The 25602-nt window shown below is 73.2% G+C and carries 23 protein-coding genes, 3 tRNA genes and 1 pseudogene; 14 read left to right on the top strand and 13 right to left on the bottom strand.

What is annotated here, in order from left to right:
* Positions 1-5: 5 nt before the first annotated feature.
* A complete protein-coding gene (locus ACIP9H_RS28330) occupies positions 6-2048 on the bottom strand; it encodes a PA14 domain-containing protein (protein ID WP_401961464.1) in 2043 nt (680 codons plus the stop codon).
* A 419-nt stretch (positions 2049-2467) separates the two neighbouring features.
* Here ACIP9H_RS28330 and ACIP9H_RS28325 point away from each other — a divergent pair.
* From ACIP9H_RS28325 to ACIP9H_RS28310, 4 genes are all read left to right on the top strand, one after another.
* Positions 2468-2565 (top strand) — tRNA-OTHER (locus ACIP9H_RS28325).
* 212 nt (positions 2566-2777) lie between these two features.
* Entirely contained in the window at positions 2778-3371 is a 594-nt protein-coding gene (locus ACIP9H_RS28320; protein WP_401961463.1) for a hypothetical protein, read from the top strand.
* A 140-nt stretch (positions 3372-3511) separates the two neighbouring features.
* A complete protein-coding gene (locus tag ACIP9H_RS28315) occupies positions 3512-4438 on the top strand; it encodes a hypothetical protein (RefSeq protein ID WP_401961461.1) in 927 nt (308 codons plus the stop codon).
* A gap of 70 nt (positions 4439-4508) precedes the next feature.
* The gene (locus ACIP9H_RS28310) at positions 4509-6482 is read left to right on the top strand and encodes a S9 family peptidase (RefSeq protein WP_401596811.1); all 1974 of its coding nucleotides are present in this window, start codon (positions 4509-4511) and stop codon (positions 6480-6482) included.
* Positions 6483-6515: 33 nt separating this feature from the next.
* On the opposite strand, the gene ACIP9H_RS28305 is transcribed toward ACIP9H_RS28310, so the two are convergent.
* The 6 genes from ACIP9H_RS28305 to ACIP9H_RS28280 all read right to left on the bottom strand — a co-directional run bounded on the left by ACIP9H_RS28305 (position 6516) and on the right by ACIP9H_RS28280 (position 11877).
* Positions 6516-7304 carry a hypothetical protein gene (locus ACIP9H_RS28305; protein WP_401596813.1) on the bottom strand — a complete coding sequence of 263 codons (789 nt, stop codon included), beginning with the start codon at positions 7302-7304 and terminating at the stop codon, positions 6516-6518.
* Positions 7301-7864 (bottom strand): SigE family RNA polymerase sigma factor, encoded by a 564-nt coding sequence (locus tag ACIP9H_RS28300; RefSeq protein ID WP_401596816.1) that lies wholly within the window; start codon positions 7862-7864, stop codon positions 7301-7303. The genes ACIP9H_RS28305 and ACIP9H_RS28300 overlap by 4 nt, the downstream gene beginning before the upstream one ends.
* Before the next feature lie 33 nt (positions 7865-7897).
* Positions 7898-8584 carry a hypothetical protein gene (locus ACIP9H_RS28295; protein ID WP_401596818.1) on the bottom strand — a complete coding sequence of 229 codons (687 nt, stop codon included), beginning with the start codon at positions 8582-8584 and terminating at the stop codon, positions 7898-7900.
* Between the two features lie 271 nt (positions 8585-8855).
* Positions 8856-9401: a hypothetical protein gene (locus ACIP9H_RS28290; protein ID WP_401596821.1), complete on the bottom strand. Its 546-nt coding sequence runs from the start codon at positions 9399-9401 to the stop codon at positions 8856-8858.
* A gap of 438 nt (positions 9402-9839) precedes the next feature.
* Complete coding sequence (locus ACIP9H_RS28285) at positions 9840-10829, bottom strand: ABC transporter permease (RefSeq protein WP_401596824.1); 990 nt, start codon at positions 10827-10829, stop codon at positions 9840-9842.
* Between the two features lie 151 nt (positions 10830-10980).
* The gene (locus ACIP9H_RS28280) at positions 10981-11877 is read right to left on the bottom strand and encodes a helix-turn-helix transcriptional regulator (protein ID WP_401596827.1); all 897 of its coding nucleotides are present in this window, start codon (positions 11875-11877) and stop codon (positions 10981-10983) included.
* A 146-nt stretch (positions 11878-12023) separates the two neighbouring features.
* On the opposite strand from ACIP9H_RS28280, the gene ACIP9H_RS28275 reads away from it, so the two are divergent.
* Positions 12024-12932 (top strand): aldo/keto reductase, encoded by a 909-nt coding sequence (locus tag ACIP9H_RS28275; RefSeq protein WP_401596830.1) that lies wholly within the window; start codon positions 12024-12026, stop codon positions 12930-12932.
* 467 nt (positions 12933-13399) lie between these two features.
* Here ACIP9H_RS28275 and ACIP9H_RS28270 read toward each other — a convergent pair.
* The 5 genes and pseudogenes from ACIP9H_RS28270 to ACIP9H_RS28250 all read right to left on the bottom strand — a co-directional run.
* A pseudogene (locus ACIP9H_RS28270) lies at positions 13400-13825 on the bottom strand (MarR family winged helix-turn-helix transcriptional regulator); the annotation flags it as partial.
* A 122-nt stretch (positions 13826-13947) separates the two neighbouring features.
* The gene (locus ACIP9H_RS28265) at positions 13948-15342 is read right to left on the bottom strand and encodes a Kelch repeat-containing protein (protein WP_401596833.1); all 1395 of its coding nucleotides are present in this window, start codon (positions 15340-15342) and stop codon (positions 13948-13950) included.
* A 115-nt stretch (positions 15343-15457) separates the two neighbouring features.
* Positions 15458-16666: a Kelch repeat-containing protein gene (locus ACIP9H_RS28260; RefSeq protein ID WP_401596836.1), complete on the bottom strand. Its 1209-nt coding sequence runs from the start codon at positions 16664-16666 to the stop codon at positions 15458-15460.
* A gap of 122 nt (positions 16667-16788) precedes the next feature.
* On the bottom strand, positions 16789-17451 hold the full coding sequence (locus tag ACIP9H_RS28255; RefSeq protein WP_401596839.1) for an NAD(P)H-binding protein: 663 nt from the start codon (positions 17449-17451) through the stop codon (positions 16789-16791).
* A gap of 28 nt (positions 17452-17479) precedes the next feature.
* On the bottom strand, positions 17480-18733 hold the full coding sequence (locus tag ACIP9H_RS28250; protein ID WP_401596842.1) for an amidohydrolase family protein: 1254 nt from the start codon (positions 18731-18733) through the stop codon (positions 17480-17482).
* Positions 18734-18948: 215 nt separating this feature from the next.
* On the opposite strand from ACIP9H_RS28250, the gene ACIP9H_RS28245 reads away from it, so the two are divergent.
* The 7 genes from ACIP9H_RS28245 to ACIP9H_RS28215 all read left to right on the top strand — a co-directional run bounded on the left by ACIP9H_RS28245 (position 18949) and on the right by ACIP9H_RS28215 (position 22625).
* Positions 18949-19021, top strand: a tRNA-Thr gene (locus ACIP9H_RS28245).
* 46 nt (positions 19022-19067) lie between these two features.
* Positions 19068-19140: transfer RNA gene (locus tag ACIP9H_RS28240), tRNA-Met, on the top strand.
* Positions 19141-19229: 89 nt separating this feature from the next.
* A complete protein-coding gene (gene rpmG / locus ACIP9H_RS28235; protein ID WP_004571794.1) occupies positions 19230-19394 on the top strand; it encodes a 50S ribosomal protein L33 in 165 nt (54 codons plus the stop codon).
* A gap of 98 nt (positions 19395-19492) precedes the next feature.
* Complete coding sequence (locus ACIP9H_RS28230; protein WP_360902584.1) at positions 19493-19945, top strand: MaoC family dehydratase N-terminal domain-containing protein; 453 nt, start codon at positions 19493-19495, stop codon at positions 19943-19945.
* Positions 19946-19949: 4 nt separating this feature from the next.
* The gene (locus ACIP9H_RS28225; RefSeq protein ID WP_401596846.1) at positions 19950-20384 is read left to right on the top strand and encodes a MaoC family dehydratase; all 435 of its coding nucleotides are present in this window, start codon (positions 19950-19952) and stop codon (positions 20382-20384) included.
* 90 nt (positions 20385-20474) lie between these two features.
* A complete protein-coding gene (locus ACIP9H_RS28220) occupies positions 20475-21053 on the top strand; it encodes a TetR/AcrR family transcriptional regulator (protein ID WP_401596849.1) in 579 nt (192 codons plus the stop codon).
* 102 nt (positions 21054-21155) lie between these two features.
* Positions 21156-22625 (top strand): DHA2 family efflux MFS transporter permease subunit, encoded by a 1470-nt coding sequence (locus ACIP9H_RS28215; RefSeq protein ID WP_401596852.1) that lies wholly within the window; start codon positions 21156-21158, stop codon positions 22623-22625.
* A gap of 73 nt (positions 22626-22698) precedes the next feature.
* Here ACIP9H_RS28215 and ACIP9H_RS28210 read toward each other — a convergent pair whose 3' ends face one another.
* Positions 22699-23172 (bottom strand): winged helix-turn-helix transcriptional regulator, encoded by a 474-nt coding sequence (locus ACIP9H_RS28210; RefSeq protein ID WP_401596855.1) that lies wholly within the window; start codon positions 23170-23172, stop codon positions 22699-22701.
* A 122-nt stretch (positions 23173-23294) separates the two neighbouring features.
* On the opposite strand from ACIP9H_RS28210, the gene ACIP9H_RS28205 reads away from it, so the two are divergent.
* Both ACIP9H_RS28205 and ACIP9H_RS28200 read left to right on the top strand, forming a co-directional pair.
* Positions 23295-24464: a thiolase family protein gene (locus ACIP9H_RS28205; protein ID WP_401596858.1), complete on the top strand. Its 1170-nt coding sequence runs from the start codon at positions 23295-23297 to the stop codon at positions 24462-24464.
* A gap of 68 nt (positions 24465-24532) precedes the next feature.
* Entirely contained in the window at positions 24533-25588 is a 1056-nt protein-coding gene (locus tag ACIP9H_RS28200; protein WP_401596861.1) for a UDP-N-acetylmuramate dehydrogenase, read from the top strand.
* Positions 25589-25602: the final 14 nt, after the last annotated feature.

The raw sequence follows: 25602 nt of genomic DNA, 5'->3' as shown, positions 1-25602 counted from the left end.
TCCAGCTAGACGCGGTCCTGGAAGACGGTGTACCAGGGGTACGTCCCCACCACGGCGCCGTCGGCCGTCAGGGCCTCCAGCGTGTAGAAGTATGTGTTCCCCTTTGTCGCCGTGGCGTCCTCCCATGTCCGGGCGTCCGCCGGGAGCAGTCCGTCGTGCTGAGGCTCGTAGGCCTTGGTCACCGGGTTCCACCGGCTCACGCGGTAGCCGGTGACCGTGGCGCAGCGGGCCGTGTCGGTGCACTGCCAGTCGACGGACGGACGAGTGGCCGTCCGGTTGTGGCCCAGGCTGCCGAGGCTCCAGTCCCGGGTGACGGTCACGGACGGCCGGACGTCGAGCTCGGTGGCTTCGACCACGGTGACCTTCGGGTCGCTCGGGTGCAGCGTGTTGCCCCAGTGGTCCTTGGCCATCACCGCGTACACGTGCGCCTCGCCGTCCGGCAGGTTGCCGCAGAGGATCGCGAGCCAGTTGCTCGTGCCATCCAAGCAGGTGTCGGGGCCGAGCCACTTGACCGTGCCGTCGGCCTGCCGGACGCCCTTCCACACCACGTACTCGTCGATGTCGTCCTCGGGCGAGGCGGCCCAGCTCACCAGCATGCCGTCGTTGCGCGGGGTGACCTTCACGCCGGTGACCGGGCCGGGCGCCACGGTGTCGCCAGTGCGGACGACGACCGGCGCGGAGTACGCCGACTCGTTGCCGTACGGGTCCACCGCCGTGACGGCGTACGTCACGTACGTGTTTGCGGGCATGTCCACGTCGTGGCAGTTGCCGCCGTTGCTCGCCTCGTCGCTCTCCTCCGCGACGCAGGTCACCTGGGTGCGCGCGGTCGGGTCGAACGTCTTGCCGGGCGAGCGGTACACGCGGTAGTGCCCGCCGTTGTCCCAGTCCTCGTAGAAACCGTCGTCCTGGCTCCAGTACACGTTGGTGTAGCCGGGACGGGCGATGACGGTGACGCTCGTCGGGGACTTCGGTGGCATCCGGTCGACGCCGTCGCTGGTGACCGCCGCGTACGCCCCCGGGTTGCCGGCTGCGTCGAGGGCCCGGACCCGATAGTACGTGTTCGTGTTCACGGCGCCGCTGGTCCGGTACGACGTCGTGGTCGTCGTACCGCGCAGCTCGAACGGTCCGGCGGCCGCGGACGAGGCATACACCTCGTACTTCGCCGCCTCGGCGACTCCCTGCCAGTTCAGGGTGTCCCACCACCCGTCGCCGGTGGCGACCGTGAGTCCGGTGGGGGCGGCCGGCCCGGTGCGGTCGACGGTCTTCGCCGTCACGTCCGGGCTGCCGGTGGACTCGTGCCCGGCCTTGTCGACGGCGCGGACCTCGTACAGGAAGGTCTGACCGGTGGCGGGCGGGGCGTCGACGAAGGACCCGGTGGTCAGCAGGGACGTCCCGCTGACCTTGGCCCAGCTGGTGGCGCTCAGCCGGCGGTACACGCGGTACCCGGCGAGGTCCATCTCCTTGTTGGAGGTCCAGCGCAGGGTGGTCCTGGCCGTCCTCAAGTCGTAGGCGGCGGTGAGGCCGGTCGGGGCGAGCGGCTTGACCTTGTCGACGGCGGCCTCGGTGCGCGGGGTGTACGTGAAGGCGGCGTTGGCGACGCCGGTCCAGGCGACGTAGTCCACGCGGATCGTGTGCTTGCCGGCCGGGATGGTCAGGTCGACGGTCTTGCGGGCGGTGGTGGAGACGTTCTTCCACAGGTCGATCTTCCGCACACCGTCGACGTAGACGCGCATGCCGTCCTGCGTGGCGGCGGAGAGCCGGAAGGGGCCGCCGGAGCCGAAGTCACGGGTGAGCGACCAACGGACGGAGAAGTTGTCCTTGGGCAGCGTGACGCCGGCCGGGTCGCCGGACCCGTAGTTCTCGCTGATGGCGGTGTCGCAGGCGGTGAGCTTCGGCGTGCCGCTGAAGGTGGAGTTGCCGAAGTACTGCGCCCTCCAGACAGGAGAGGTGCAGGTGACCGCCGCGGAGGCGGGGGCGGCGATGATCAGGCCGCCGGTGGTGGCGAGCGCCGCCGTCGCGGCCAGCGCGGACAGCCGGGTACGAGTCATCACAGAGAGTGGGCCCCTTCTGGACCAAGGGAAGGCATGTGAAACGGGCGACGCCTGTGTGACTCATGAGGCGGAGGCAGGGTTGCCTCGCCCGCTCATCATTTTTTGACGGACGTTCGACACACGTCGGCCGTACCGGTGGACGTCAATGGAAAGCACTGACCTGCCGAGATGCCGGACAGGCAACGGGCCTGCGGAGCCGCTGCTGTACAGCAGCGAAGTACAGCAACCACACCAACCGGCCTTGTCGGGTGGCGTCTTCCAGGGCCGAAGCACGACCGGTATACCGGTATGACCTTCGCGGACCAATCTCCGTAGAGCTACGGATCGGAAGGCGCCTGACAACTATCCCTGGCATCAACATGGTTGGACGACGACGGAGACCCGGCCGCACGCGTGGGGCCGGTGTGGGACGGCGGGGCGGCGTCAGTGGAAAGTGCCGGCTCAGACGCTATGAGCCGCGCGGTCTGTACATCCGTCGGCTTTGCCTGCCCAGGTTCGAATCCTGGCGCCGCCACAGTGGAAACACAGCCCCTGAGCTGCGGAGACGCGGCGCTGGGGCTGTTTTGTCTGCCCGGGCGGGCGCGGGCCGTCGTCTTGCTCTGTGCCGTTGCGGAACGCTCTCCACCAGCGCCTGCGGACGGGAATCCCGCACCTGACCTGGGACCGCGGGGCCCCTTGACGCCGACCGGGTCCCGGTCTGTGAGCGGTTTGATCTACGGTGTGCGCATGTCCGGGACGCCGTGGTTCATGCTGGATGACCCCGCTGATGACCTGGAGCTGGACGACGCGGAGCTTGCGTTCATCGTCAGGTTGCAGGAACTGGCCCAATCCTGGGCCGTTCCGTATGAGCACAGTTGGGCCGAACGGTCCGAGGAGGAATCGCTTCTCGCCTGCGTCGGACTGTCGGATGACGAGCGGGCGATGTCGCTGCTCCAGGTCGGCGTCCATGTGACTGACGGGTCCATGAAGGGCGACCGGCTTCACAATCAGCTGCACTTTCTGCCGGACGAGCCTACGGATCTTGCGATTGAGGCGGTGGGCACTCCCGACGAACTGGCTGAGCGGGCAGCCTCATGGTTCGAAACCGTGTTGCGCAGGCCGGTAGCTCGGTGCGAGTGGGTACACGCGGGGCAGGTCTACGCAACGGAGTGGAGGTTCTGGGACACCGGAGAACCACTTGTGCGCGGACGCGACCGCAGGCCGGCTCCCCCTCCGGGCGACGACGAGGGTAAGGGCCCGGGCGGCTTCTGGGCGAACCTTGGCAGACCTGATCGTGTGGTGATGGTCCGCTCCGCGGATGCGACGAAGTCGGCAACGTGAGCGACCAAGGGAGCCCCCGCAACGGAGGTCGCCCGGACTTGTCGGACCGAGAGGGCGGAGCCCCCTTCGCGGTACGGTGACGTTCCGGTCCCACAGCGAGCACCGAGGTCTCCGCATGACGCAGATCCGATCGAGCAGCCGTGGCTGACGCGGCCTCACGCGCGGAGGAGCGGGTCGCGCGCGTACGGGACGATCCGGCCGGGCGGTACGCGCTGGCGGAGGAGTTCTACCGGCTCGCGACGGGGCCCCGGCGCCGGTACGGCTGTGCCGAACTGGGTTTCATGCGCTGGTCGCTCGCCCGCGGCGTGCTCGCGCCCGAGACGTCCGAGCGGCCCGGCAGTCCCTGGTGGCGGGCCGTGAACGAAGGCCTGCTGCGCGACAAGACCGAGGCCCATCTGCTGACCAGCGGGGCGATGGCCCCGGGCACGGCCGCCGGCTCCCGCAGTGTCGAGTTCTGGGTGGACTTCATCCGCGCGCCCGGCCCCGGCCGCTGGTACCGGGCGCACAACGCGAGCATTGTCGCCGGTTATCTGCGCCACGAGGACCTGGCCGCCGCCGAGTCGCGGGTGGAGCGGTTCATGATGAACGTCGCGCTGCTCCGCGTCCTGTTCACGCACGCCATGCTGGTGCGGCCGCGACTCGCGCTCGGCCGGGCGGCCGCGTTCGGGCCCCTGCTGGCCGACCCGCGTCACCGGGCGGTGCGGATGTTCCTCGACCTCGGCCGGTCCTTCCCGCCCGACTACCCGGTGACCACGCCCGTCGACGCGACCGTCCTCGACGAGCACGCCCTCGCCCGCATGCTCGACTACGGGCTGATCGTCCCGCGGCTGCCCGCGCTCTACGCGTTCTCGGCCGAGTCGCTGGAACAGCCGCGGCTGACCGCCCTGCTGGACGACGGTGTTCCGGCCTATGTCTGGCCGCGTACGGAACGGAGCACCTGGTACGTCGGCAACACGGGCCCCCATCTGCGCGCGATCGCCCGTGCCAGCGGGTCGCGCCTGTCCTGGGAACCGTCACCCCTGGCGCCCGCGCGCCGCCGCAAAACACGCATTCGGCCGGGTCGCTGACGGCGGCACCGCCCGAACGCTAGGAAGGTCGCGTGCAGTCGGGCTGTTACGGACGGACGGAGTGGGCGAGTTGAGCGAAATACCCGGGACGGCATCGGCGCCGTCGGCCGAGTTGATCGTGGACAGTGTCGCGCCGCGGTTTCCGGTGGTCTCGCCGGACGGTGGCGCGGTCGCCTTCCTGGCGAGCACGGTCGGCCTCCGGGAGCGCCCGTTCACCACCTTGTGGCTGTCGGCCGCCGACGGGAGCGCGGCGCCGCGGCGGCTGACCGAAGGCGCGGGCTGGTACGGCAGTCCCCGGTGGGCGCCGGATGCGGGGTCGGTGTTCTTCACGTCGGGCGGACAGTTGCACCGCGTGTCCGTCGACGGCGGGGAGGTGGAGATCCTGACGTCCTGGCCGGGCGGCATCGCGAGCCAGGTGCCGCTGGCCGACGGCCGGACCGTCGCCGTGATCGCGGGGGACGCGCCGGACGCGGAGGACGAACGCCGCGAGGCCGAGGGGGACGACGCCGTGGTGTGGGGCGAACGGATGCCCTGCGCGCGCCTGCGGCTGCTCGATCTCGCCAGTGGTGAACTGCGCCTGGTGGACGGGCTGGACGACCGGCACGTCGTGCACATGGCGCAGCGCCCGGACGGCGGCCCGCTGGCGGTGGTCAGCTGGTCGAACCCGGACATCGATCCCGGTGTGCTCACCGCCGAGCTGCACGTCGTGGACCCCGCGACGGGGGCCGTGCACGACCTGGGCCCCGCGGGGCTCGATGCCTGCTCGCCGACCTGGTGGGCCGCCGACGACGGCTGGCACCTGGCCTACCTGACCACCACCCCTCCCGGCCCCGTGGGCGGCCGCGCGGTCCTGGACGTCGCCGTTCCGGAGGCCGGACCCGCCGCGGAGCACCGCAATCTGACGGCGGACACGGCCGTCTGCCCGACCGAACTGGTGCAGGCCGCCGACGGCCCGCCCTGGGCGCTGTTCGCCGACGGCCTGGACACCGCGCTGTTCCGGCTCGACCCGCGGGACCTGCGGTTCCGGCGGCTGTTCGGCAGGCAGGGCATCGTCCACGCGCTCAGCGTGAGCCGGTCCGGTGGGACGATCGCCGTGCTGGCGGGCACGGCCCACGAGCCGAAGGACGTCCACGCCGGGCCTCCCGTGGGCCCGTTGACCCGGGTCAGCGACACCAGACCGCACCTGCGGGAGGTCGCGTGGGGGAGTCAGGAACGGCTGTCGTACAAGGCGTCCGACGGCCTCGCCCTGGACGGACTGCTGCTCCTGCCGCCGGGCCGGAGCCGCGAGGACGGCCCGTTCCCGCTCGTCACCCTCGTGCACGGCGGCCCGTACGGGCGGTACGCCGACGGGTTCCAGTTCCACATCGACCTGCCTCCGGGGCAGTGGCTCGCGACCGCCGGCTACGCCGTCTTCCTGCCCAACCCCCGCGGCGGCGAGGGCCGTGGCCACACCTTCGCGGCCATGGCGGCGGGGGCGGCCGGCGGCGGCGAGTGGACCGACATCACCGAGGGCGTCGACCTGCTGATCGCGGAGGGCGTCGCGGACCCGGACCGGCTCGGCATCGGCGGCTGGAGCCACGGCGGGTACATGGCGGCCTGGGCGGTGGGGCAGACCGACCGCTTCAAGGCCGCGGTGATGGGTGCCGGGGTCAGCGACTGGGGCATGCTCGCCGCGACCGGCGAGTGGGGCCCGGCCAACGAGTCCGGCGTCAGCGGCAGCGTCGGCTGGGAGGGACCCGGCCCGCACCCGCACGACCGGGTCAGCCCGATCTCGTACGCGTCCAGGATCCGCACCCCGGTGCTGATCCTGCACGGGGAGGAGGACACCAACGTGCCCATCGGCCAGGCCGTCCTCTTCCACCGGGCGCTGCGGCACTTCGGTGTGGAGCACGAGTTCGTCACCTACCCGCGCGAAGGCCACATGATCGCCGAACGCGCACACCAGCTCGATCTGCTCCGGCGCACGCGCGCGTGGTTCGACCGCCTGCTGGGCGGCCCCGGCCCGGAGGGGCGTCCTGCGGGCGGAAGCGGCGGACCGGCCTGACCCGTTGCGCCGGAGGCGTCCTCGCCAGCCGGCTCAGCGCCACTCGGTGGAGTGGCCGAGCCGGTGGTCGAGGGCGTCGTACTCGTCGACCGAGGTGATCGTCCGCCCGTCGGGGACGGCGGCGGCCCAGGCGCCGTACCCGGTGCCGGGAACAGTGGCCACGGGGGCCTTGACCCGGCTGCCGTCGGAGAGGTGGACCACTCCGTAGGCGACCTCCCGCTCGGGGTTGGCGACGACCAGGCGGGTGCCGGCGGTGCCCTTGTCGTGCAGGCCCCACAGGCCCGTGTTCCCGTTGCCCTGGGGGTCGTGCGTGCCGGTGACGGGCTGGCAGTCGGTCCAGGGGCCGCCCTGGTGGTCGATGCGCACGCCGCCGATGTACATGCGCTGGCACAGCAGTGCGTCGCCGGGCGCCGTCGTGCCGTCGGGGAGGACGAGCCGGGTGTAGCCCTTCGGCATGGCGCGATGGAACTCCAGGGCCACGGACCATCGCTGACTGTCTGTCACGCCTTCGGCGACGCGGACGGTGACCGTGTCCGGTGTACGGGGCGTCCCGGTGGCGGTGACGGTGGGGCTCGCGGCGGGGGAAGCGGTGTGCGCCGGCCCGGTCGAGGGGTGCGGACCGAGGAACGGCAGCGTCAGGGCCGCGGTGAGGACGCACGCGGCACCGGCCACCGCGGCGGCGGTCACGGCGCGCACACGGCGCCTGCGGGTGCGCGCGACCGTCAGGATGCGCTCGACGGGTGGCGGTGAGGAGGGGTGGGCGTCGCGTGAGCGGGCGAAGGCGGCACGCAGCCGGTCCTCCTGCTCGGGGTCGGGAGTCATCGCGCCTCCACGGGGCGGCCGGGAGGACGGGGGTGGGGTTGGACGGGACCGGCGTCGGTGCGCAGTTTGGCGAGGGCCCGGGACGCCTGGCTCTTCACGGTGCCGACCGAGCAGCCGAGGACGTCCGCGACTTCCTCGGCGGACAGGTCCTCGCAGTAGCGCAGCACCACGACCGCCCGCTGGCGCTCGGGCAGCACGGACAGCATGCGGGTCAGGGCGTCGTTCCCCTCCACGCCGCCGACGCCCGCCCCGTCGTCGGGGACGGGGCGGGTGTCGGGCACGGAGGCGAAAAGCAGATGGGCGATCCTGCGGCGGCGGTGCCGGCTGCGGTTGGTGTTGACCAGCGCACGCCGTACGTACTGCTCGGCGGACTCGGGCCGCAGCCGGTGCCAGTGCGGGTACACCCGGGCAAGCGTCGTCTGCACCAGGTCCTCCGCCTCGTGGAAGTCGCCGGTGAGCAGGTACGCGGTGTGGGTCAGGGATCGCCAGCGGGCGGCGACGAAGCGGGAGAACTCCGCGTCGGGTCCGCTGTCGGTGGCCCTGGTGTCACGTGGCTGCACAGCAGGAGCTGTCCGTCCTTCGCCTCGGGGGTGTCAGCGCCAGTAGGTGTCGTGGCTGAGCCGCTTGCCGTGGGCGTCGAACTGGTCGACCGCCTCGATGGTCTTCCCGTCGGCTATGGGAGCGGCCCAGGCGCGGTAGCCGGTGCCGGGAACGGCGACGGTGTTCGCCCGCACCCGCGTGCCGTCGGAGAAGTGGAGCACTCCGTAGGCGACCTCGGCCTCGGGGTTGGCGACCATCAGGCGGGTGCCGGTGGTGCCCTTGTCGTGCAGGCCCCACAGGCCCGTGCTGCCGCTGCCCTGGGGGTCGTTGGCCCCGGTGACGGCCTGGCAGTCGCTCCAGGGGCCGCCCTGGTGGTCGATGCGCACACCGCCGATGTACATGCGCTGGCACAGCAGCGCGTCGCCGGGGACCGTGCTGCCGTCGGGACGGGTCGGCAGGGTGTAGCCCTTGGGCAGGGTGGGGTGGAACTCCAGGGTCACGGACCAGCGTTGGCCGTCCACGCGCCCCTTGCCGATCAGCTGGGTGACGACCCGCGGCGCCTGCCGGTGGGCGGTGGCTGCCTTCTGGGCGGTGGCGGGGGCGGCGGCCCGGTGGGTGGCCGGCACCGGGGCGGCCGGGCCCGACGGCGCCGCGATCGCGGAGGCGCCGAACGAGACCGCGCCGATCGCGGCGGCCATGACGGCCGCCACGCCTGCCTTCCTTGCAGTACTGAGAGCCATGGGCAGTTTCTCCTTGCAACCGGTGCCCGGCACCGCGCCGGGCGGTCCTCGACGGCCGGCGCGCTGGGCCCGCGCGCCGGCCTGCGGCGGCCACCGGGTGGTGGCCGCCGCGGGGACGTCCGTCCTTAGGTACTCCCAAAACTGCGCGGAGGGTTGCATGCCCCGTACGACAGAAAAGTTCTGCGCCCGGGCACGCGGAAGCCCGGCCCGTGCGAAGTCCGCCGGACGCGGGGGGAGCTGACGCGGAAAAGGCCGGCCGACGGCGTACGGCCTACGCCCGCAGCGAGGGGTCGCCCGTCGGGTCGGCGTGGAGGAGGCCGAGCAGGCTCTCGCGGTGCAGGCCGGCGATGGGGCCGAGGAGATCGGGGTGGCGGAGCAGCGGGGCCGCGCTGTGGTCGCGGGGGCTGGGGATCGTCAGGCGGCGGGCGTCGCCCACGTCGCCGGAGCCGCCCGCGCCGTGGTGGGTCGCGGCCAGGCAGGCCGCCGCGGTCGCGGCGAGCTCGACGTCGGCGAGCAGGCAGGCGGCCCAGCTGACGATCGTCTCGTCCACCCAGGTGCGCCAGACCTGGTCGTCGTCCGCCGGCGGGTGGACGTCGGCTCCGGTGACGGCGTCCAGCCGGCCGGAGCCGCCGGGACCGAGCACGGCCAGCAGTTCGGCGTCGAGCGAGGTGGGGTAGCGGAGCGCGGCCGCGATGGTGGCCGCCTGCCACGCCTGCGCCTCGGCCAGGGCGTGGTTGAGCGCGCCGGCCGCCGGCGGGAACGCCGAGAGCAGCCAGCGCGTGGCGGCGGTGATGAATGGCGAGAGATCAGCGGGCATCGTGAACCGTCCTTCACAGGTGCCCGCCGTGGTCCTCTGCCGGCGCGTCATTGCGGTCGCGAGCACTGGCGCGCCCACGGGGGGCGCGCCTGGCAGGCCAGCGTAGGGCGGTCCCGGAGGTGCCGACAGGACGTGGCTCACAGCCGCTCCTCGCCTCGCGCGGGCGGGGCGGCCGGGCCCGGACCCCGCATTCCCCTGCCGGTGCGGCATTCCGGGCATGTCGCCCGTACGGGAACCGCGTCCCGGGGCGTGCGTGGCGTGGCGAAGGTCACCGTGGCGGCACGTCCGCGCGCACGGCCCCACTGCCCCGGAACGGTGCCGGAATTCCGCGGGGCAGGACGTGGAAAGGCGCCTCGGCGAATGCGCGGGAGGGGATTTCCCGGTGGGGAGGAAATGCGCCGAAGGCAGGTCCCGGAATTCCGGGACGCGGCCTCGGCCTCAGGACGACGTCCTCGGGCGGCTGCGGTAGCGCCAGGTCCAGAAGACCACCACGGCCAGCAGCGCCCAGCCGATGAGCACCAGGAACGGGAAGGCGTACTGGTGGCCGTAGAAGTAGATCGCGTTGTGCTGGGCGTTGACCGACGCCCCCGGCGGCAGCCAGCGCCCGATGGCCCCCAGCGGCTGCGGCAGCAGCGGCCAGGACACCGCGCCGCCGGAGGAGGGATTGCCCAGCAGGACCATCAGCGCCCAGGTCGGCAGGATCGCCCAGCGGCCGCAGAGGATGTGGAACATCGTGAAGACCAGGGCCGAGGTCACCATCGTCAGCGTCAGGATGCCCCAGGACTCCCAGAAGGGCAGGCGCAGCACGTGCAGGCCCCAGTCCACGACGGCGCAGATCGCGAACCCGCCGAGCACCGAGAAGGCCACGATCGCGGCGATACGCTCCAGCGGCCTCAGCGCCGGTGCGTGCAGGCTGAGTTGGCCGGACCCGACGAAGCCGATGATGATGGCGGCCAGCGTGATGTAGAAGATCGCGAGGCCCTGCGGGTCGCCGGGCTGCAGCGGCTTGAGGCTGGTGACGGTGAGCGGTACGCCGGCCTGTGCGGCGGCGCCGGGTGCCGCGGCCGCCAGGACCCGGGCCACCGAGGCACCGGCGGCCGGTACGAGTTCGAGCGTGACGCCCCTGCCACCGGGCCCCGCCTGCAGCACGGCGAAGATGTGCTGCCGCTCCACGGCCGCGACGGCCGCGTCGCGCGTGGCGAAGCGGTGCTCCTCCAGTTGGGTGCTGAGCCCGGCGTCCAGGCGGGTCAGGAAGGTGTCCACGGCGGCCGCCTCGTCGACGACGCCGATCGGCACGCGGTGCGGTGTCGGATGCGCCATGGCGAAGCTGTACGAGCCGGCGAAGAGCCCGGCCATGGCGGCCAGGATCGGGATGAGGACGAACGCCGGCAGAAAACGCGAACGGGCCGGCTCGCGTTCCGCGTTCATACGCGCATCGCACCCTCCGCGATTCCGGCCGCTCCTTTTACGCCGCCCGGTCCGGGATGCCCTTCCCGTGAAAAGGGTGCGAAAGGCTGTCGTGAGTCAAATTACTGCCCGGGTTCCGCGGTCGCCACCGCGGCCGCGGGCCCCCGAATCCCTATGCCTGGCGTCTGGGGCCGCCCTGCGGGGACCGTTCCCCGGCGCGCCCGGACCACTGGAGGAGGAAGCGCAGCGCCTCGTACGACGGCGAGTCGGGCTGGGCGGTGTAGGCCACCAGGAGCTGGTCCGGGGCGGTCGCGACGGACAGCTGCTGGACGTCCAGGGTGAGCGGGCCGACCACCGGGTGGCGGTAGGTCTTGGTGAGCTGCCGGGGCCCGCGCACGCGGTGCGTGTCCCACCAGGTGCGGAAGTCCGGGTCGCGGGCGGTGAGTTCGCCCACCAGCGCGGCCAGGGCCGGGTCGTCGGGGTGCCGGCCGGCCTCCATGCGCAGGACCGCGACGCAGTCCCGGGCCGCGGCCGGCCAGTCGGTGTACAGGGCGCGGTAGGCCTCGTCGAGGAAGGTCATCCGGATCAGGTTGCGCTCGCCCGCCGGGATCGCGGCGAAGTCGGTGAGCAGGGCGGTCGCGGCGGCGTTCCAGGCCAGTACGTCCTGGCGGCGCCCGAGGACCAGCGCGGGCACGTCGCGCATGCCGTCGAGCACCTGGAGCAGTTGCGGGTCGACCGTCTGCGCGGCGGGCTGCCGTGCCGCGGCGGCCGGCGCGACGTCGGCGACGGCGAACAGGTACGCGCGCTCGTCGGGGGCGAGCCGGAGGGCGTCCGCGAGCGCGTCGAGGACGGGGCGGGACACCCGCCGGGTGCGGCCCTGCTCCAGCCGTACGACGTAGTCGATGCTCACGTGCGCGAGCTGGGCCAGCTCCTCCCGGCGCAGTCCCGGCACGCGGCGCAGCCGTCCGTCGTCCGGCAGTCCCGCCCGGCGCGGGTCGAGGGCGGCGCGCCGGGCGCGCAGGAAGTCGCCCAGTTCGTTCCCGCCGGAGGTGTCACCACGGTGCTCCATGGATCCAGTGTCCGGCTCCGCCCGGCCGCGTGCCTGGTACCGGTCTGCACAGGCACGGTCCTCCCTGGCACCGCGCCGCCGGCGGCACGACGGTGGGTTCCCGGAGGCCCCGCGACCGGCGCGGGGCCCGGCGGAAGGCGGACACCATGAGCACCACGGCACAGCGATCGACGCTCCTGCTCGGCGGCGACCTGCCCGTCGGCCGGATCGGCTACGGCGCGATGCGGCTGACCGGCCCTGAGCTGTGGGGGCCGTACCCCGACCACGAGGGCGGGGTCGCGCTGCTGCGGCAGGCCGTCGAGGCGGGCGTGACCCTGATCGACACGGCCGACGTCTACGGACCCCACACCAACGAGGAGCTGATCCGCGAGGCGCTGCACCCGTACCGCGACGGGCCGGCGATCGCCACCAAGGGCGGCTTCGTCCGCGGCGGACCCGACCTGTCGACGATCGGCGCGGTCGGCAACGCCAGTTATCTGCGGCAGTGCGTGCACACCAGCGCCCGGCGGCTCGGGGTGGAGCGGATCGACCTGTACTACCTGCACAGCGGCTGGGCGCGGGACGCGTCCTTCGAGGAGCAGGTCGGCACCCTCGCCGCGCTGCGCCAGGAGGGCCTGATCCGCCACATCGGGCTGTCGAACGTGACCCCCGCCCAGCTGGCCGCGGCGCGTGCGATCGCCCCGATCGCCGCTGTCACGGCGCACTTCAACGTGGCCGCCCGCGGCGAGGCCGCCCTGCTGGAGGCGACCGAGGCCGCCGGCGCGGTGTTCGTGCCGTGGCAGCCGGTCTCGCTCACGCCGCCCGGCGCGGCCACCGACACCGGCGGCCCGCAGGCGCTGCGCGCGGTGCTCGGGCCCGTCGCGGCCCGGCACGGGGCGACCGTCCCGCAGGTCGCCCTCGCCTGGCTGCTCGCCCGCTCGCCGGCGATGCTGCCGATTCCCGCCACCACGAGCATCGGCCACCTGCGGGAGAACCTGGCCGCGCGGGACCTCGTGCTGACGCCCGAGGAGATCCGGGCCGTCACCGCCCTGGTTCCCGAGGCCGCGGCGGGTTAGAGCGCGTCGTGGAGCTCGCGGGCCCGGGTCGAGATCCGGGCGAGGGTGCGCTGGGTGGTGGCCAGGTCGACGGGGTCCAGGTCGCCGTAGATGCGGTCGGTGATGTCGGCGAGTGCCTCGGTGATCGCGGTGTGGAGGGACTCGCCCTCGGGGGTGGGGGCGAGGGTGCCGGAGGCGTCGGCGGTGGCGAGCCCGGCGCCGGTGAGGCGGTTGGCGAGGGTGCCCAGGGCGTCGGGGGCGAAGGCGAGGCTGTCGGCCAGCACCCGTTCCAGCTCGGGGCGGCCGAGGGGCTCGCCGCGGGTGACGAGGGTGCGCAGCGCGACCCACTGGCCGAAGTCGAGCCCGTTCCGCTGGAGGAGGACGTCGAGCACGGCGCGGGTGGAGTAGTGGGCGCTGCCGATGTCCTGGCCGGTCAGCGGGGAGGGGGTACGGGTCATGGGAGTGCTCCTGTTCCGGTCGTCGGTGCCGAGAAGGGCGTGCAGGGCGTCCGTGAGTTCGGCGGTGGACGCGGAGCCCAGTCCGCCGAGGGGTGCGGTGAGCTCCTCGTGGAGCTCGCGGACGACGTCGACGGCCCGGACGGCCGCGTCGGCGCCCTCGTCGGTGAGGGCGAGCCGGACCGCGCGCGCGTCGTCGGGGTGGGGTTCGCGGCGTACGAGGCCGGCGGCCTCCAGGGTGCGGACGAGCTTCGACACGAAGATCGGCTCCAGCCCGGTGTGGTCGGCGAGCTCGCGCTGACTGGGCCGCAGTCCGCCGCGGGTCATGCCGTACAGCGACGCGAGCAGCGAGTACTGCGCGTGGGTGAGGCCGAGCGGGCCGACCGCGCGGTCGACGGCGGCACGCCACTTCATGGACAGGCGCCAGACCAGGTAGCCGGGCGTGTAGTCGGGCTTCATGGCAAATACTGTACACGGACATTGTTTCCATGGCTACTAATTCGCGGAGGCCGTGACCGCACGGACTTCGGGCCGGCACCGAGGGAGGGTGCCGGCCCGAAGGATGTCTCTTCCCGTTCCCGTCAGCCCGCGAGCGGCCCGGAGCGGCCGGTGCCGGCGTCGTCCAGATCGTTCACGCCCGCGTCCGCACGGCCGTTGTCCGGGCGGCTGTCCGACCGCTGGTCACGCGAGCCCTGCTGGGGACCGCCCGGGCGGCCGCCCTGCTCCCATCCGCCCTGCGCGGCGCCGGGCTTCCCGCCGCCACCGCCGTACGGACGCTCGCCCAAGGCCGGTCGGGCCGGCGCGAGTTCGTGCTTGATGTCGAGTGCCTCCGCAGAGTCCGTGAGGAGAAAGGGAGGACCGGCGGTGGTGAACCCGCCGAGGGGATAGAGGCAGACGCCCTTCGACGTCTTGGGGCACGCCGCGGACGCGACCGCGAGGAGATCGCGAGCGGTCCGCAGCGGAGGCAGGATCGACCAGGTGTCGGCATTGGGGCTGTACTCCTCGACGGAGTTGAGGAGGGTCACCGCCGTGTCCCTTCGTTCGCCGCCGAAGACGTAGAGGCACCGTCCACGCAGTCCGTCCGAGCAGGGCGCCGGCGCGACGGCGAAGCTGTCGCGGGCGACGGACATCGGCCGCAGGCTGATCCAGGCATTGGTGACGGGGCTGTAGACCTCGACCGTCGGCAGGCTGAACCCGGCGGCGTTCCGCCCGCCGAACGCGTACACGCACAGTCCGCGCAGCCCCGGCGCTTCAGGACACGGCGCGGAGGCGACGGCGAGCCGGGTGCGCGCCGTGCGCAGGTGGGGCAGTCTTGCCCAGGTGCCGGTTGCCGGACTGTAGGCCTCCACCGTGTCCACTGCCGGGTCCGCGTCCGTGCTTCCGCCGACGGCGTACACGCAGGCGCCGCGCAGACCGTACCCCTTGGGGCACTGCGCCGGGGCCGCGCCCAGATCCCTGCGGGGGGTGGGCATCGGGCGGACGGTGATCCAGGTGTTGGCGGCCGGGTTGTAGGCCTCCACGGTGGCTTGGGCAACGCGATCGACGGAGCCACCGATGGCGTACACGCAGGTCTTCTTCTTCACGGACTCCGGGCACGGAGCCGCCTTGCCCGCCAGCCCGGTGCGTGCGGTGGGCAGCGGGGCGAGGGAGACCCAGGCGTTGGTGGCGGGGCTGTACGCCTCGACGGTGTGGGTCAGCCCGTCCGGGGTGACGCCTCCGAAGGCGTACACGCAGGTCTGCCGCAGGCCCGGCGGGCAGGGAGCGGGTGCGGCGGCAAGACCCGCGCGCGGGGTCTGCAGCGGGGGAGTGTCGAGCCACACGCCGTCCGCGGTGGCGCCCGTGGGCGCCAGCGCGAGGAGCGGAGCCAGTACAAGGCCGGCGAGCCCGGCGAGCCGCCGGCGGCGCCTGGAATGGCCGGCCGGGGCGGTCGTGAACCGGGGTCCCGACCCGGACCCGGACCGTCGGATGCGCCTCATCGATTACCTCTTCCATGGCGGGGCGCGGCTACTGCCTTGCCCCCAAGGGGAGTTGTGGGGAGCGTGCTCAAAGAGAGGGAGTCAAAGGACGACGGGACGGGGGCGGTCGGCCCGCTCATCCGCGAGGTCCGCCGGGACCGCCAGGACCACCGGGCCCCCCGGGCCCGCCGGGCCCGCCCGGACGCTGCGGGTCGCGTTCGACGGCGAAGGCCTCGGCAGCCGTGCCGTCCGGGACCGCGATCGGAATGCCTCCGTCGGACGACCCGCCGACGACGTACACGCAGGGGCTCGTGGATTCCTTGGGGCAGGGCGCCACCGTGCCGGCCGTGCGCCGGTGGCCGGTGGGCGTCACGGGCAGGGTGATCCAGCCACCGGTGACGGGGCTGTAGGCGTGGACGGCCCGCGCTGCGGTACCCGCGCCGCCGACGACGTACACGCAGCCGCCGGGCAGTCCGCCCGGGCAGGGCGCCGCGACCACGGCCGGCCGGTCGGCGTGCGCGAGAGGAAGCGAGCGGAGCGTCATCCACGCGTTCGTGACCGGGCTGTAGAGCAGCAGCGAACCGGTGCTGTCGACGGCGTACACGCAGCCGCCGCGCAGGCCCATTCCGGGGGGACAGGGGGCGCCCACGGCGCCGATGTCGGTGCGGAGGCCGGGCAGCGGCGTCAGCGTGGCCCAGGTCTCGGTGGCCGGGCTGTACGCCTCCACCGTCGCGACGGGGCCGGTCGCGCCCTGGCCGCCGATCGCGTACACGCAGGTGCCGCGCAGGCCGAGCCCGGTGGGGCAGGGTGCCTTTGCCGCGGCGAGGTCGGCGCGCGGGGTGGGCAGCGGGGTGAGGGTGGCCCAGGCGCCGGTGGCCGGGCTGTACGCCTCCACCGTGGAGACCAGGCCGCTCGCGTTCCGGCCGCCGATCGCGTAAACGCATCCGTCCTGGGGCCGACCGGGGCAGGGTGCTCCGCGTCCCGCGAGTCCTTCGCGCGGCGTGGGCAGCGGAGTCAGGGTCGCCCAGGCATTGGTCGCCGGGCTGTAGGCCTCGAGCTCGGAACGGAAGGGGCCGCCGCCAGGAGGCTGCTGCCCACCGAACACGTACACGCACGCCTGCTGCAGCCCGCCCGGGCACGGTGCCGTCGCCGCCGCGTGGCCCGAACGGGCGGTGGGGATGGAGGGGAGGGTCAGCCACACGCCCTGGGCGGTCGCGCCGGTGGCGGACAGGGCCAGCAGGGGGGCGAGCGCCAGAACAGCGAGCCGCCGCCAGCGGTGGCGGCGGCGGGGGCGGGATATGCCGGGCGGAGTGTCGTCCTGGCCCGATCGTTCAATACGCCTCATCGGACACCTCTTTCGTGGCATGCCGCAGCGATGCGCTGCGACCGAAATGAGACTGATGAGGCCATTCAAGGGGCCGTCACGGATGGTCGCTCACTGTGACGGCCAAATGAATGAAGTGACCGTCAGTTGCCGGCGACGTCCTTGACCGCGACCGGCACCGGGGTGTGACCACCGATCAGTTCCAGCGTCAGACCGGCCGTCGAGGGGGTGTCGAGCAGTTCGGCCAGGACCGCGGCGACGTCGTCGCGGGTCACCGAGCCGTACCCGGTGGACGCGGCGAGCCGCACCCGGCCGGTGCCGGGGTCGTTGGTGAGCTGGCCGGGCCGCAGGACGGTCCAGTCGAGGGCGGTGCGGTGCCGCAGGGACGCGTCGGCGGCGCCCTTGGCCTTCAGGTAGGCGGCGAAGGTGTCGTCGGTGCCCGGCCGGGGATCGGAGTCGGCGCCCATCGACGAGACCATCAGATAGCGGCGTACGCCCGCGCGTTCGGCCGCGTCGGCGAGCAGCACGGCGGCGTCCCGGTCGACCGTCTCCTTGCGTGCGACGCCGCTGCCGGGTCCCGCGCCCGCGGCGAAGACCACCGCGCCGGCGTCCCGCAGGACGTCCGCGACCTCGGCGACCGAGGCCGACTCCAGGTCCAGGACGACCGGCTCCGCGCCGGCCTCTCTCAGCGCCGCGGCCTGTTCGGGCTTGCGGATGATGCCCGCCACCTCGTCACCGCGCCCGGCGAGCAGCCGCTCCAGCCGCAGCGCGATCTGTCCATGTCCACCAGCGATCACAGTGCGCATGCCACCGACCGTACGCCCGCCGGACGCCTCATGCCGGATCACGGCGGCTCCGGGACTGACGCGGCAGGTCGAGGGCGAGCGTGTCGGTGAACTCGCGGACAGCACTGGTGCGCGAGACCACCCTGCCCCGGTGGATCACGACCCGGCTGTACGCGAGCGACAACGCGTTCTCCAGGCGCTCGGCCCGCACCGCCAGCAGCTCCGCGGGGAAGCCCGCCTCGACCCGCACTTCGGGCAGCCCCATGACGGCCCGGGCCTCGCGGCTGATCGCGTCGTAGGCCTCCGCGGGGGAGCACTCGCCGTGCGACGCGAGCAGGAACGCGGCCTCCAGGGGGTCGCCCCGGCCCACCGGATTGGTCAGGTCGCGCAGCGCCCCGCTGCCCGCGGCGACGCGCACCCCGGCCGCGCGCAGTGTCCGCACCGGGGCGGTGGCGCCCCGGCGCACGGACTCCATGGCGCCGCAGCCGCCCTGCGGCAGGGCGGTCAGCGAGACCCCGGCGGCCGCGAGCTGCCCGGCGAGCCGGGTGACGGTGTCGGCGCCCTGCAGGGCCAGGCCCCCGCACGGCCCCAGGGTGACCCCGGGGCGCAGGCCGCCGGCCATGGCGGCGAGCCGGGAGAGCCGGGCGGGGTCGGCCGCGTCGGTGTGAAGGTCGACGGGGAGGCCGTACTCCGCGGCGACGCCGAGCACCGCCTCCGCGTACCCGGAGGGGTCGGGGTCCAGGTCGGGGCAGCCGCCCACGACGCCTGCCCCCATCTTCAGCGCGTCGTGGAGCATCGCGAGGCTGTCCGCGCCCGCCGCGCCGGTGAGCACCCGCGGTACGGCGACGGCCTGCACCTCGATCAGCCCGCGCAGGGCGCGCCGGGCCTGCAGCACGGCCTCGACGGCGCGCAGCCCCTGCACGTCGCCGATGCGCGCGTGGGCCCGCACCGCGGTCGCGCCGTGGCCGAGCTGGAGCAGGGCGGCCTCGGTGACCCGGCGCTGGACCTCCTCGCCGTCGTACGAGGGCGGACCGGCGCAGTCGGCGGTCAGGGCGGTGTCGAGGTGGGCGTGCGGCTCGGCGGGGGCGGGCAGCAGCAGGTAGCCGGCGAGGTCGACCCGGGGTGTCTGCCCGTCGCCGGCGAGGCTGCCCGCGGTGCCGACGGCCTCGATCCGCGGCCCGGCCAGGCGCACGTCGACCGTCCGGCCGTCGGCGAGGCGGCCCCCGCAGAGCAGGAGGGCGGGCGCCGGGGCGGATTCGCCGCGGAGCGGGTCGGCGGGCGGTTGCGGCTGGCTGTCGGTCATCGCGCTCCTCGGGGCCGGAGGCAAGATCACGCGGATCCGAGCCTAGGGGCCGGTGCCCGATCCGTCCGGGAAGAGCGAATAGTCGTACTGGTGCCGTCAAGTGTCGTACGGGACCGGGTGGGTGGCGCGCGGCCACCTCCTGGGTGACCCGCGCCGGCGCCCACTGGATACGGATTTCACCTTCGGCGGCGGACCGTGTAATGTCTTCCTCGCTCGCCCCAATAGCTCAGTCGGCAGAGCGTCTCCATGGTAAGGAGAAGGTCTACGGTTCGATTCCGTATTGGGGCTCTGATGATCAGGTGACCCGCCTCCGGGCGGGTGATCTCCTCATCGAAGCGGCGTAGCTCAGTCGGTAGAGCAAGCGGCTCATAATCGCTGTGTCACCGGTTCAAGTCCGGTCGCCGCTACCTTGCGTAGCCGATTGTGGGATCGGTCCTTCAATCGGCTACTCTTTCCATGTTCGAAACCTTATTACCGTTCGTCAAGGAGCACTCACGTGGCCGCCACCGACGTCCGCCCGAAGATCACGCTGGCCTGCGTGGAGTGCAAGGAGCGGAACTACATCACCAAGAAGAACCGGCGCAACGACCCGGACCGTCTTGAGATGAAGAAGCACTGTCCGCGCTGCAACGCGCACACCGCGCACCGCGAGACGCGCTGACACAGGCCGTAGTAAGTCCGACGAGGCCGTCCCTGTACTTCAGGGGCGGCCTTGCGGCGTTGTTGGACCAGGAATCACCACAGCTCCAGGAGGTGCCGATGGCGCTGGATCAGTCGTTCGTGGGACGGACGTATCCCCCCACCGCCCCGTACGAGGTCGGCCGGGAGAAGATCCGCGAGTTCGCCGAGGCGATCGGCGACCCGAACCCGGTCTACATCGATCCCGAGGCGGCCAAGGCGCTCGGGCACCCCGATGTGATCGCCCCGCCGACCTTCGCCTTCGTGATGACGTTCAAGGCTTCGATGCAGGTCATCCTCGACCCGGAGCTGGGACTGGACTACGACCGGGTCGTCCACGGCGACCAGCGGTTCGCCTACACCCGCCCGGTGCGGGCCGGCGACCGGTTGTCGGTGCGGGTCGCGATCGACGCGATCAAGTCGCTCGCGGGCAACGATGTCATCGACGTCCGCGGCGAGGCGTACGACGAGAGCGGCGAGCACGTGGTGACGGCGCTGACCAAGCTGGTGGCGCGCGCGCCGGAGGGTGAGTGAGCTGATGACGGCGAAGATCTCCTACGACGAGGTCGAGGTCGGCACCGAACTGCCGGCGCGGTCCTTCCCCGTGGACCGCGCGACGCTCGTGCGGTACGCGGGTGCCTCGGGTGACTTCAACCCGATCCACTGGAACGAGCGGTTCGCCAAGGAGGTGGGCCTGCCGGACGTCATCGCGCATGGCATGTTCACCATGGCCTCGGCGATCCGCGTGGTGACGGACTGGGCGGGCGACCCGGGAGCGGTCGTCGACTACGGGGTGCGCTTCACCAAGCCGGTCGTGGTGCCCGACGGCGACGAGGGCGCGCTCATCGAAGTGAGCGCCAAGGTCGCGGCCAAGCTCGACGACGACGACCGCACGGTGCGGGTCGATCTGACCGCCGTCAGCGCCGGGCAGAAGGTGCTGGGCATGTCCCGCGCGGTGGTCCGGCTGGCGTAGCCCGGTCGCGGACGCACAAGGGGGAGGCGGCGGGACATCCCGCCGCCTCCCCCTTGTGCAGCCTTGTTAGTGACTGATAACTTACTGAGCATGGCGAGCGACGGAATGCGGATGAGTGCGGACGAACGCCGCGAGGCGGCCGTGCGCGCCGCGATGACGGAGTTCGGCATGGGCGGCTACCACGGCACGTCCACCGCCGCCATCGCCACACGGATGGGAGTGTCGCAGCCCTACCTCTTCCGGCTCTTCCCGAACAAGAAGGCACTGTTCCTGGCCGTGGCCGAGCGGTGCGTCCGCACCATAGAGGCGCACTTCGAGAAGGCGGCGCAGGGACTGGCGGGGGCGGATGCCTTCCAGGCGATGTGCGGCTCGTACCAGGAGCTCATCTCGGGCGGCGACGTCCTGCGGATGCAACTCCAGATGTACGTGGCCGCCGTCGACGACGAGGAGATCCGCGACGCCTGCCGCGGCGGCTGGCTGGGGCTGTGGGAGTACGTCGCGGCGCGCACGGGAGTCAGCGAGCAGGAGGTCGCCGAGTTCTTCGGCACCGGGATGCTGGTGAACGTCCTGGTCGCGCTGGGTGTCCCGCCGAGCGCGCGCTGCTGGACGGGCATCGACGAGCTGTACGCCGACCGGTTCCCGGGGAAACCCCCGGCCGGTACGCACTGAGCACGCAGGGGAGGGCCGGCGGACCGCGCCGGCCGGACCCGGGCAGACGTCTGCCCGCAAAAGTAATTGATCGATTACTAATCAGCTTGGGGGAACGAGATCATGGAACCGGCACAGCAAGAACAGCGGAAGGACGCCGCCGCGGGACGCGGTGGCTTCGGATGGGCCCTGCTCATCACCAGCGTCGCCGGCTTCATGGCCGCGCTGGACAACCTCGTCGTCACCACCGCGCTGCCCTCCATCCGCAAGGACCTGGGCGGCGCCCTGGAGGAACTGGAGTGGACGGTGAGCGCCTACACACTCACCTTCGCCGTCCTCCTGATGTTCGGCGCGGCCCTCGGCGACCGCTTCGGGCGCCGCCGTATGTTCCTGGTCGGCCTCGGCGTCTTCTCCACCGCCTCCGCCGGCGCCGCGCTCGCGCCGGGCATGGGCGAGCTGATCGCGGCCCGCGCGGTCCAGGGCGTCGGCGCCGCCATCCTCATGCCGCTCACGCTCACCCTGCTGTCGGCCGCGGTGCCGCCGCAGCGGCGCGGCATGGTCTTCGGCATCTGGGGCGCGGTCAACGGCCTCGCGGTCGCGGCCGGACCGCTGATCGGCGGGTCCCTGACCGAGCACATCTCCTGGCAGTGGATCTTCTGGGTCAACGTCCCGATCGGCCTGCTGCTCATCCCGCTCGCCCGGCTGCGCCTGGCGGAGAGCCGCGGCCCCAACCCGCGGCTGGACCTGCCCGGCACGCTGCTCGCCAGCGCCGGCCTCTTCGGGATCGTCTACGCCCTGGTCCGCGGCAACGCCGACGGCTGGACCAGCGGACCGGTGCTCGGCGGCCTGATCGGTGGCGGCGTCCTGCTCGCCCTCTTCGTGCGGCACGGCATGCGGGCCCGCAACCCGATCCTGCCGATGCGGCTGTTCCGCAGCCGCGCCTTCGCCGCGATCAACGCGGCCAGCCTGCTGATGTTCCTCGGGATGTTCGGGTCGATCTTCCTGCTCAGCCAGTTCCTGCAGAACGCGGCGGGCTACTCCCCGACGGAGGCCGGGCTGCGGATGCTGCCCTGGACCGGCATGCCGATGATCGTGGCGCCGATCGCGGGCATCCTCTCCGACCGGATCGGCGGCCGCCCGGTCGTCGCGGCGGGACTCGCCCTCCAGGCGGTCGGCCTCGGGCTCTTCGCCCTGGTCGTCGAACCGGGCATGTCGTACGCGGCGCAGCTCCCGGCGCTCATCGTGAGCGGTGTCGGCATGGCGCTGTACTTCGCGCCCAGCGCCAACATCGTCATGAGCAGCGTCCGCCCGGAGGAGCAGGGCATCGCCTCCGGCGCCAACAACGCCCTGCGGGAGGTCGGCGGCGCGCTCGGCGTGGCCACGTTGGCGGCGGTCTTCTCCGCACAGGGCGGCTACGAGTCCGCCGCCCGCTTCGTGGACGGACTCACCCCCGCCCTCTGGGTGGGAGCGGCGGCGGTCGGCGCCGGCGCGGTCGCGGCACTCCTCGTACCGGGGCGGCGGTCCGCCGCGGCGGCCGCGGAGAAGACCGCTGCGGCCGGGGACGCGCGGCTCCTGGTGGGCGCCGAGCAGTGACACCGGCGCCGGTGCGGCCCCACCCCGTCGCGGGTGGGGCCGCACCGGCGCTTCCGGGCGTGCCCGGGGGCGCTCAGCCGACGGGGCCGCTGTGGTCCCAGTCCGGGGTGTTGAGGCGGAGCGAGAGGCTGCCCTCGCCCACCGTCTCGCCGCAGGTGCGGCACGTCTCGACGGGGTCGAACGGGTGGTCGTGGTGGTGGAAGGCGACCGGCGGCTCGTCGAGGATCCACGTGTCGCCCCACCGGACCAGGGCGCGCAGGACCTCGGCGAGGTCCCGGCCGGCGGCGGTGGGGTGGTACTCGTAGCGCGGCGGGCGCTCGCTGTACGCGCGGCGCTCGATGACGCCGGCCTCCTCCAGCGCGCGCAGCCGTGCCGTGAGCCGGTCGCGGGGGGCGCCGGTGTTGCGGGCGATGGCGTCGAAGCGGTGGTTGCCGTAGAGGATCTCGCGCATCGCGAGCAGCGCCCACTTCTCTCCGACGACCTGGAGCGCGGCGGCGGCGGAGCAGGGGCGCCCGGGAAGGGCGGGGCGGGGTGTGGTCGGGCTCACCGGTCCAGTCTCACATGGCAGGTTGTGAATTCAAATCGACTGGTCCTACTCTGGAGTAGGGAGTTAGTTGGATATTCAAATCAACCCCCTGAACCCCACCCTCACCCCAGGAGGCGACCCTCATGCGCGACGCCGTCATCGTCGAAGCCGTCCGCACTCCCATCGGCAAGGGCAAGCCCGGCGGGGCGCTCGCCGGCACGCACCCGGTGGAACTGCTCGCCCACACGCTCGCCGAGCTCGTCACCCGCAGCGGCATCGACCCCGCGCTCGTCGACGACGTCGTCGGCGGCACCGTCGGCCAGGTCGGCGAGCAGGCGATGAACACCACCCGCTGGGCGTGGCTGTCCGCCGGCTTCCCCGACTCCGTCCCGGCCACCACCGTCGACCGCCAGTGCGGGTCCTCGCAGCAGGCCGTGCACTTCGCCGCGCAGGGCGTCATCGCGGGCGCCTACGACATCGTCGTGGCCTGCGGAGTGGAGTCGATGAGCCGGGTGCCCATGGGGTCGAGCGTGCTCCCCGGCTCCGACCCGTTCGGGCCCGGTATCGCCGAGCGCTTCCCCGGAGGACTCGTCCCGCAGGGCATCAGCGCCGAACTGATCGCGGCCAAGCACTCGCTCAGCCGCGAGGCCATGGACGTCTTCGCCACCGAGTCGCATCGCAAGGCGGCCGCGGCCTGGGCGGCGGGCGCCTTCGACGCGGAGGTCGCCCCGCTCGCCGGACTGACCGCCGACGAGTCGGTGCGCCCCACCACCACCCCGGAGGTCCTTGCCGGGCTGCGCCCCGCCTTCGCCCACCCCGGCTACGCCGAGCGCTTCCCGCAGATCGACTGGTCGGTCACCGCCGGCAACAGCAGCCCGATCAACGACGGCGCCTCCGCCGTGCTGATCATGAGCAGCGAGACCGCCGAACGCCTCGGCCTGCGCCCGCTCGCCCGGCTGCACAGCTTCGCCGTCACCGGCTCCGACCCGCTGCTGATGCTGACCGGTGTCATCCCGGCCACCGAGCGCGTGCTGCGCCGCGCCGGGCTGAACCTGTCGGACATCGACCTGTTCGAGGTCAACGAGGCCTTCGCCGGCGTCGTCCTCGCCTGGCAGCAGGAGACCGGCGCCGACCCGGCCAAGGTCAACGTCAACGGCGGCGCCATCGCACTGGGCCACCCGCTCGGCGCCAGCGGCACCCGGCTGATGACCACCCTCGTCCACGCCCTGCGGGCGCGCGGCGCGCGCTACGGACTGCAGACCATGTGCGAGGCGGGCGGCCTGGCCAACGCGACGATCGTCGAGGCCCTGTAAGCCACCCCCCGGGAGTACGGGGCGGCCGGGCCCCGGGACGACGCGGCCCGCCCCGTACCCTGAATGCCGTGCACGTACTCCACGACGCCCCGCTCGCGCCCCTGACCACCTTCCGCCTCGGCGGCCCCGCCACCCGCCTGGTGACCGCGACCACCGACGCCGAGGTCGTCGAGGCCGTCCGGGAGGCGGACGCGTCCGGGACCCCGCTGCTGGTCATCGGCGGCGGCAGCAACCTGGTCATCGGCGACGAGGGCTTCGCGGGCACCGCGCTGCGCATCGCCACCCAGGGCTTCGCACTGCGCGGCACCGCGCTGGAGCTGGCCGCGGGCGAGGTCTGGACGGACGCCGTCGCCCGCACCGTCGAAGCGGGCCTGGCGGGCGTGGAGTGCCTGGCGGGCATCCCGGGCTCCGCCGGTGCCACGCCGATCCAGAACGTGGGCGCGTACGGCCAGGAAGTGGCGAGCACGATCACCGAGGTGACCGCCTACGACCGCGTCGCGGGGGAGACCGTCACCCTCTCCAACGCCGCCTGCGCCTTCTCGTACCGCCACAGCCGCTTCAAGGCGGACCCCGCGCGCTATGTCGTGCTGCGCGTCCGCTTCGAGCTGGAGGACGCGGGCGGCATGTCCGCCCCCGTCAAGTACGCCGAAGTGGCCCGCGCCCTGGGAGTCGGCGCCGGTGACCGGGTGGCGCTGGCCACGGCCCGCGAGACGGTGCTGAAGCTGCGCTCCGGCAAGGGCATGGTGCTGGACCCGGAGGACCACGACACCTGGTCGGCCGGCTCCTTCTTCACCAACCCGGTTCTCACCGAGGCCGGCTACGCGGACTTCCTCGCCCGCGTCCACGACCGCCTCGGCCCGGACGCCGAACCGCCCGCCTACCCCTCGGGCGACGGCCGCATCAAGACCTCCGCGGCCTGGCTGATCGACAAGGCGGGCTTCACCAAGGGCTACGGCACGGGCCCCGCCCGCATCTCCAGCAAGCACACCCTCGCCCTGACCAACCGCGGCTCCGCCACCACCGCCGACCTGCTCGCGCTCGCCCGCGAGGTCGTCGCCGGCGTCCACGAGGCCTTCGGCGTCACCCTGGTCAACGAGCCGGTGACGGTCGGCGTCAGCGTCTGACGGGGCCGGGCCGG

Source organism: Streptomyces sp. NPDC088732 (assembly GCF_044751205.1).
Taxonomy (GTDB): domain Bacteria; phylum Actinomycetota; class Actinomycetes; order Streptomycetales; family Streptomycetaceae; genus Actinacidiphila.
This window is presented reverse-complemented; position numbering and strand designations above follow the sequence as displayed.

What these genes read in the sequence shown, in the direction of transcription:
- ACIP9H_RS28220 (WP_401596849.1), top strand. Translation starts at nt 20,475, where the DNA reads ATGGCGAGCGACGGAATGCGGATGAGTGCGGACGAACGCCGCGAGGCG.
- ACIP9H_RS28255 (WP_401596839.1), bottom strand. Translation starts at nt 17,451, where the DNA reads ATGCGCACTGTGATCGCTGGTGGACATGGACAGATCGCGCTGCGGCTG.
- ACIP9H_RS28295 (WP_401596818.1), bottom strand. Translation starts at nt 8,584, where the DNA reads ATGGCTCTCAGTACTGCAAGGAAGGCAGGCGTGGCGGCCGTCATGGCC.
- ACIP9H_RS28260 (WP_401596836.1), bottom strand. Translation starts at nt 16,666, where the DNA reads ATGAGGCGTATTGAACGATCGGGCCAGGACGACACTCCGCCCGGCATA.
- ACIP9H_RS28225 (WP_401596846.1), top strand. Translation starts at nt 19,950, where the DNA reads ATGACGGCGAAGATCTCCTACGACGAGGTCGAGGTCGGCACCGAACTG.
- ACIP9H_RS28320 (WP_401961463.1), top strand. Translation starts at nt 2,778, where the DNA reads ATGTCCGGGACGCCGTGGTTCATGCTGGATGACCCCGCTGATGACCTG.
- ACIP9H_RS28285 (WP_401596824.1), bottom strand. Translation starts at nt 10,829, where the DNA reads ATGAACGCGGAACGCGAGCCGGCCCGTTCGCGTTTTCTGCCGGCGTTC.
- ACIP9H_RS28275 (WP_401596830.1), top strand. Translation starts at nt 12,024, where the DNA reads ATGAGCACCACGGCACAGCGATCGACGCTCCTGCTCGGCGGCGACCTG.
- ACIP9H_RS28305 (WP_401596813.1), bottom strand. Translation starts at nt 7,304, where the DNA reads ATGACTCCCGACCCCGAGCAGGAGGACCGGCTGCGTGCCGCCTTCGCC.
- ACIP9H_RS28280 (WP_401596827.1), bottom strand. Translation starts at nt 11,877, where the DNA reads ATGGAGCACCGTGGTGACACCTCCGGCGGGAACGAACTGGGCGACTTC.
- ACIP9H_RS28230 (WP_360902584.1), top strand. Translation starts at nt 19,493, where the DNA reads ATGGCGCTGGATCAGTCGTTCGTGGGACGGACGTATCCCCCCACCGCC.
- ACIP9H_RS28265 (WP_401596833.1), bottom strand. Translation starts at nt 15,342, where the DNA reads ATGAGGCGCATCCGACGGTCCGGGTCCGGGTCGGGACCCCGGTTCACG.
- ACIP9H_RS28215 (WP_401596852.1), top strand. Translation starts at nt 21,156, where the DNA reads ATGGAACCGGCACAGCAAGAACAGCGGAAGGACGCCGCCGCGGGACGC.
- ACIP9H_RS28205 (WP_401596858.1), top strand. Translation starts at nt 23,295, where the DNA reads ATGCGCGACGCCGTCATCGTCGAAGCCGTCCGCACTCCCATCGGCAAG.
- ACIP9H_RS28290 (WP_401596821.1), bottom strand. Translation starts at nt 9,401, where the DNA reads ATGCCCGCTGATCTCTCGCCATTCATCACCGCCGCCACGCGCTGGCTG.
- ACIP9H_RS28250 (WP_401596842.1), bottom strand. Translation starts at nt 18,733, where the DNA reads ATGACCGACAGCCAGCCGCAACCGCCCGCCGACCCGCTCCGCGGCGAA.
- ACIP9H_RS28330 (WP_401961464.1), bottom strand. Translation starts at nt 2,048, where the DNA reads ATGACTCGTACCCGGCTGTCCGCGCTGGCCGCGACGGCGGCGCTCGCC.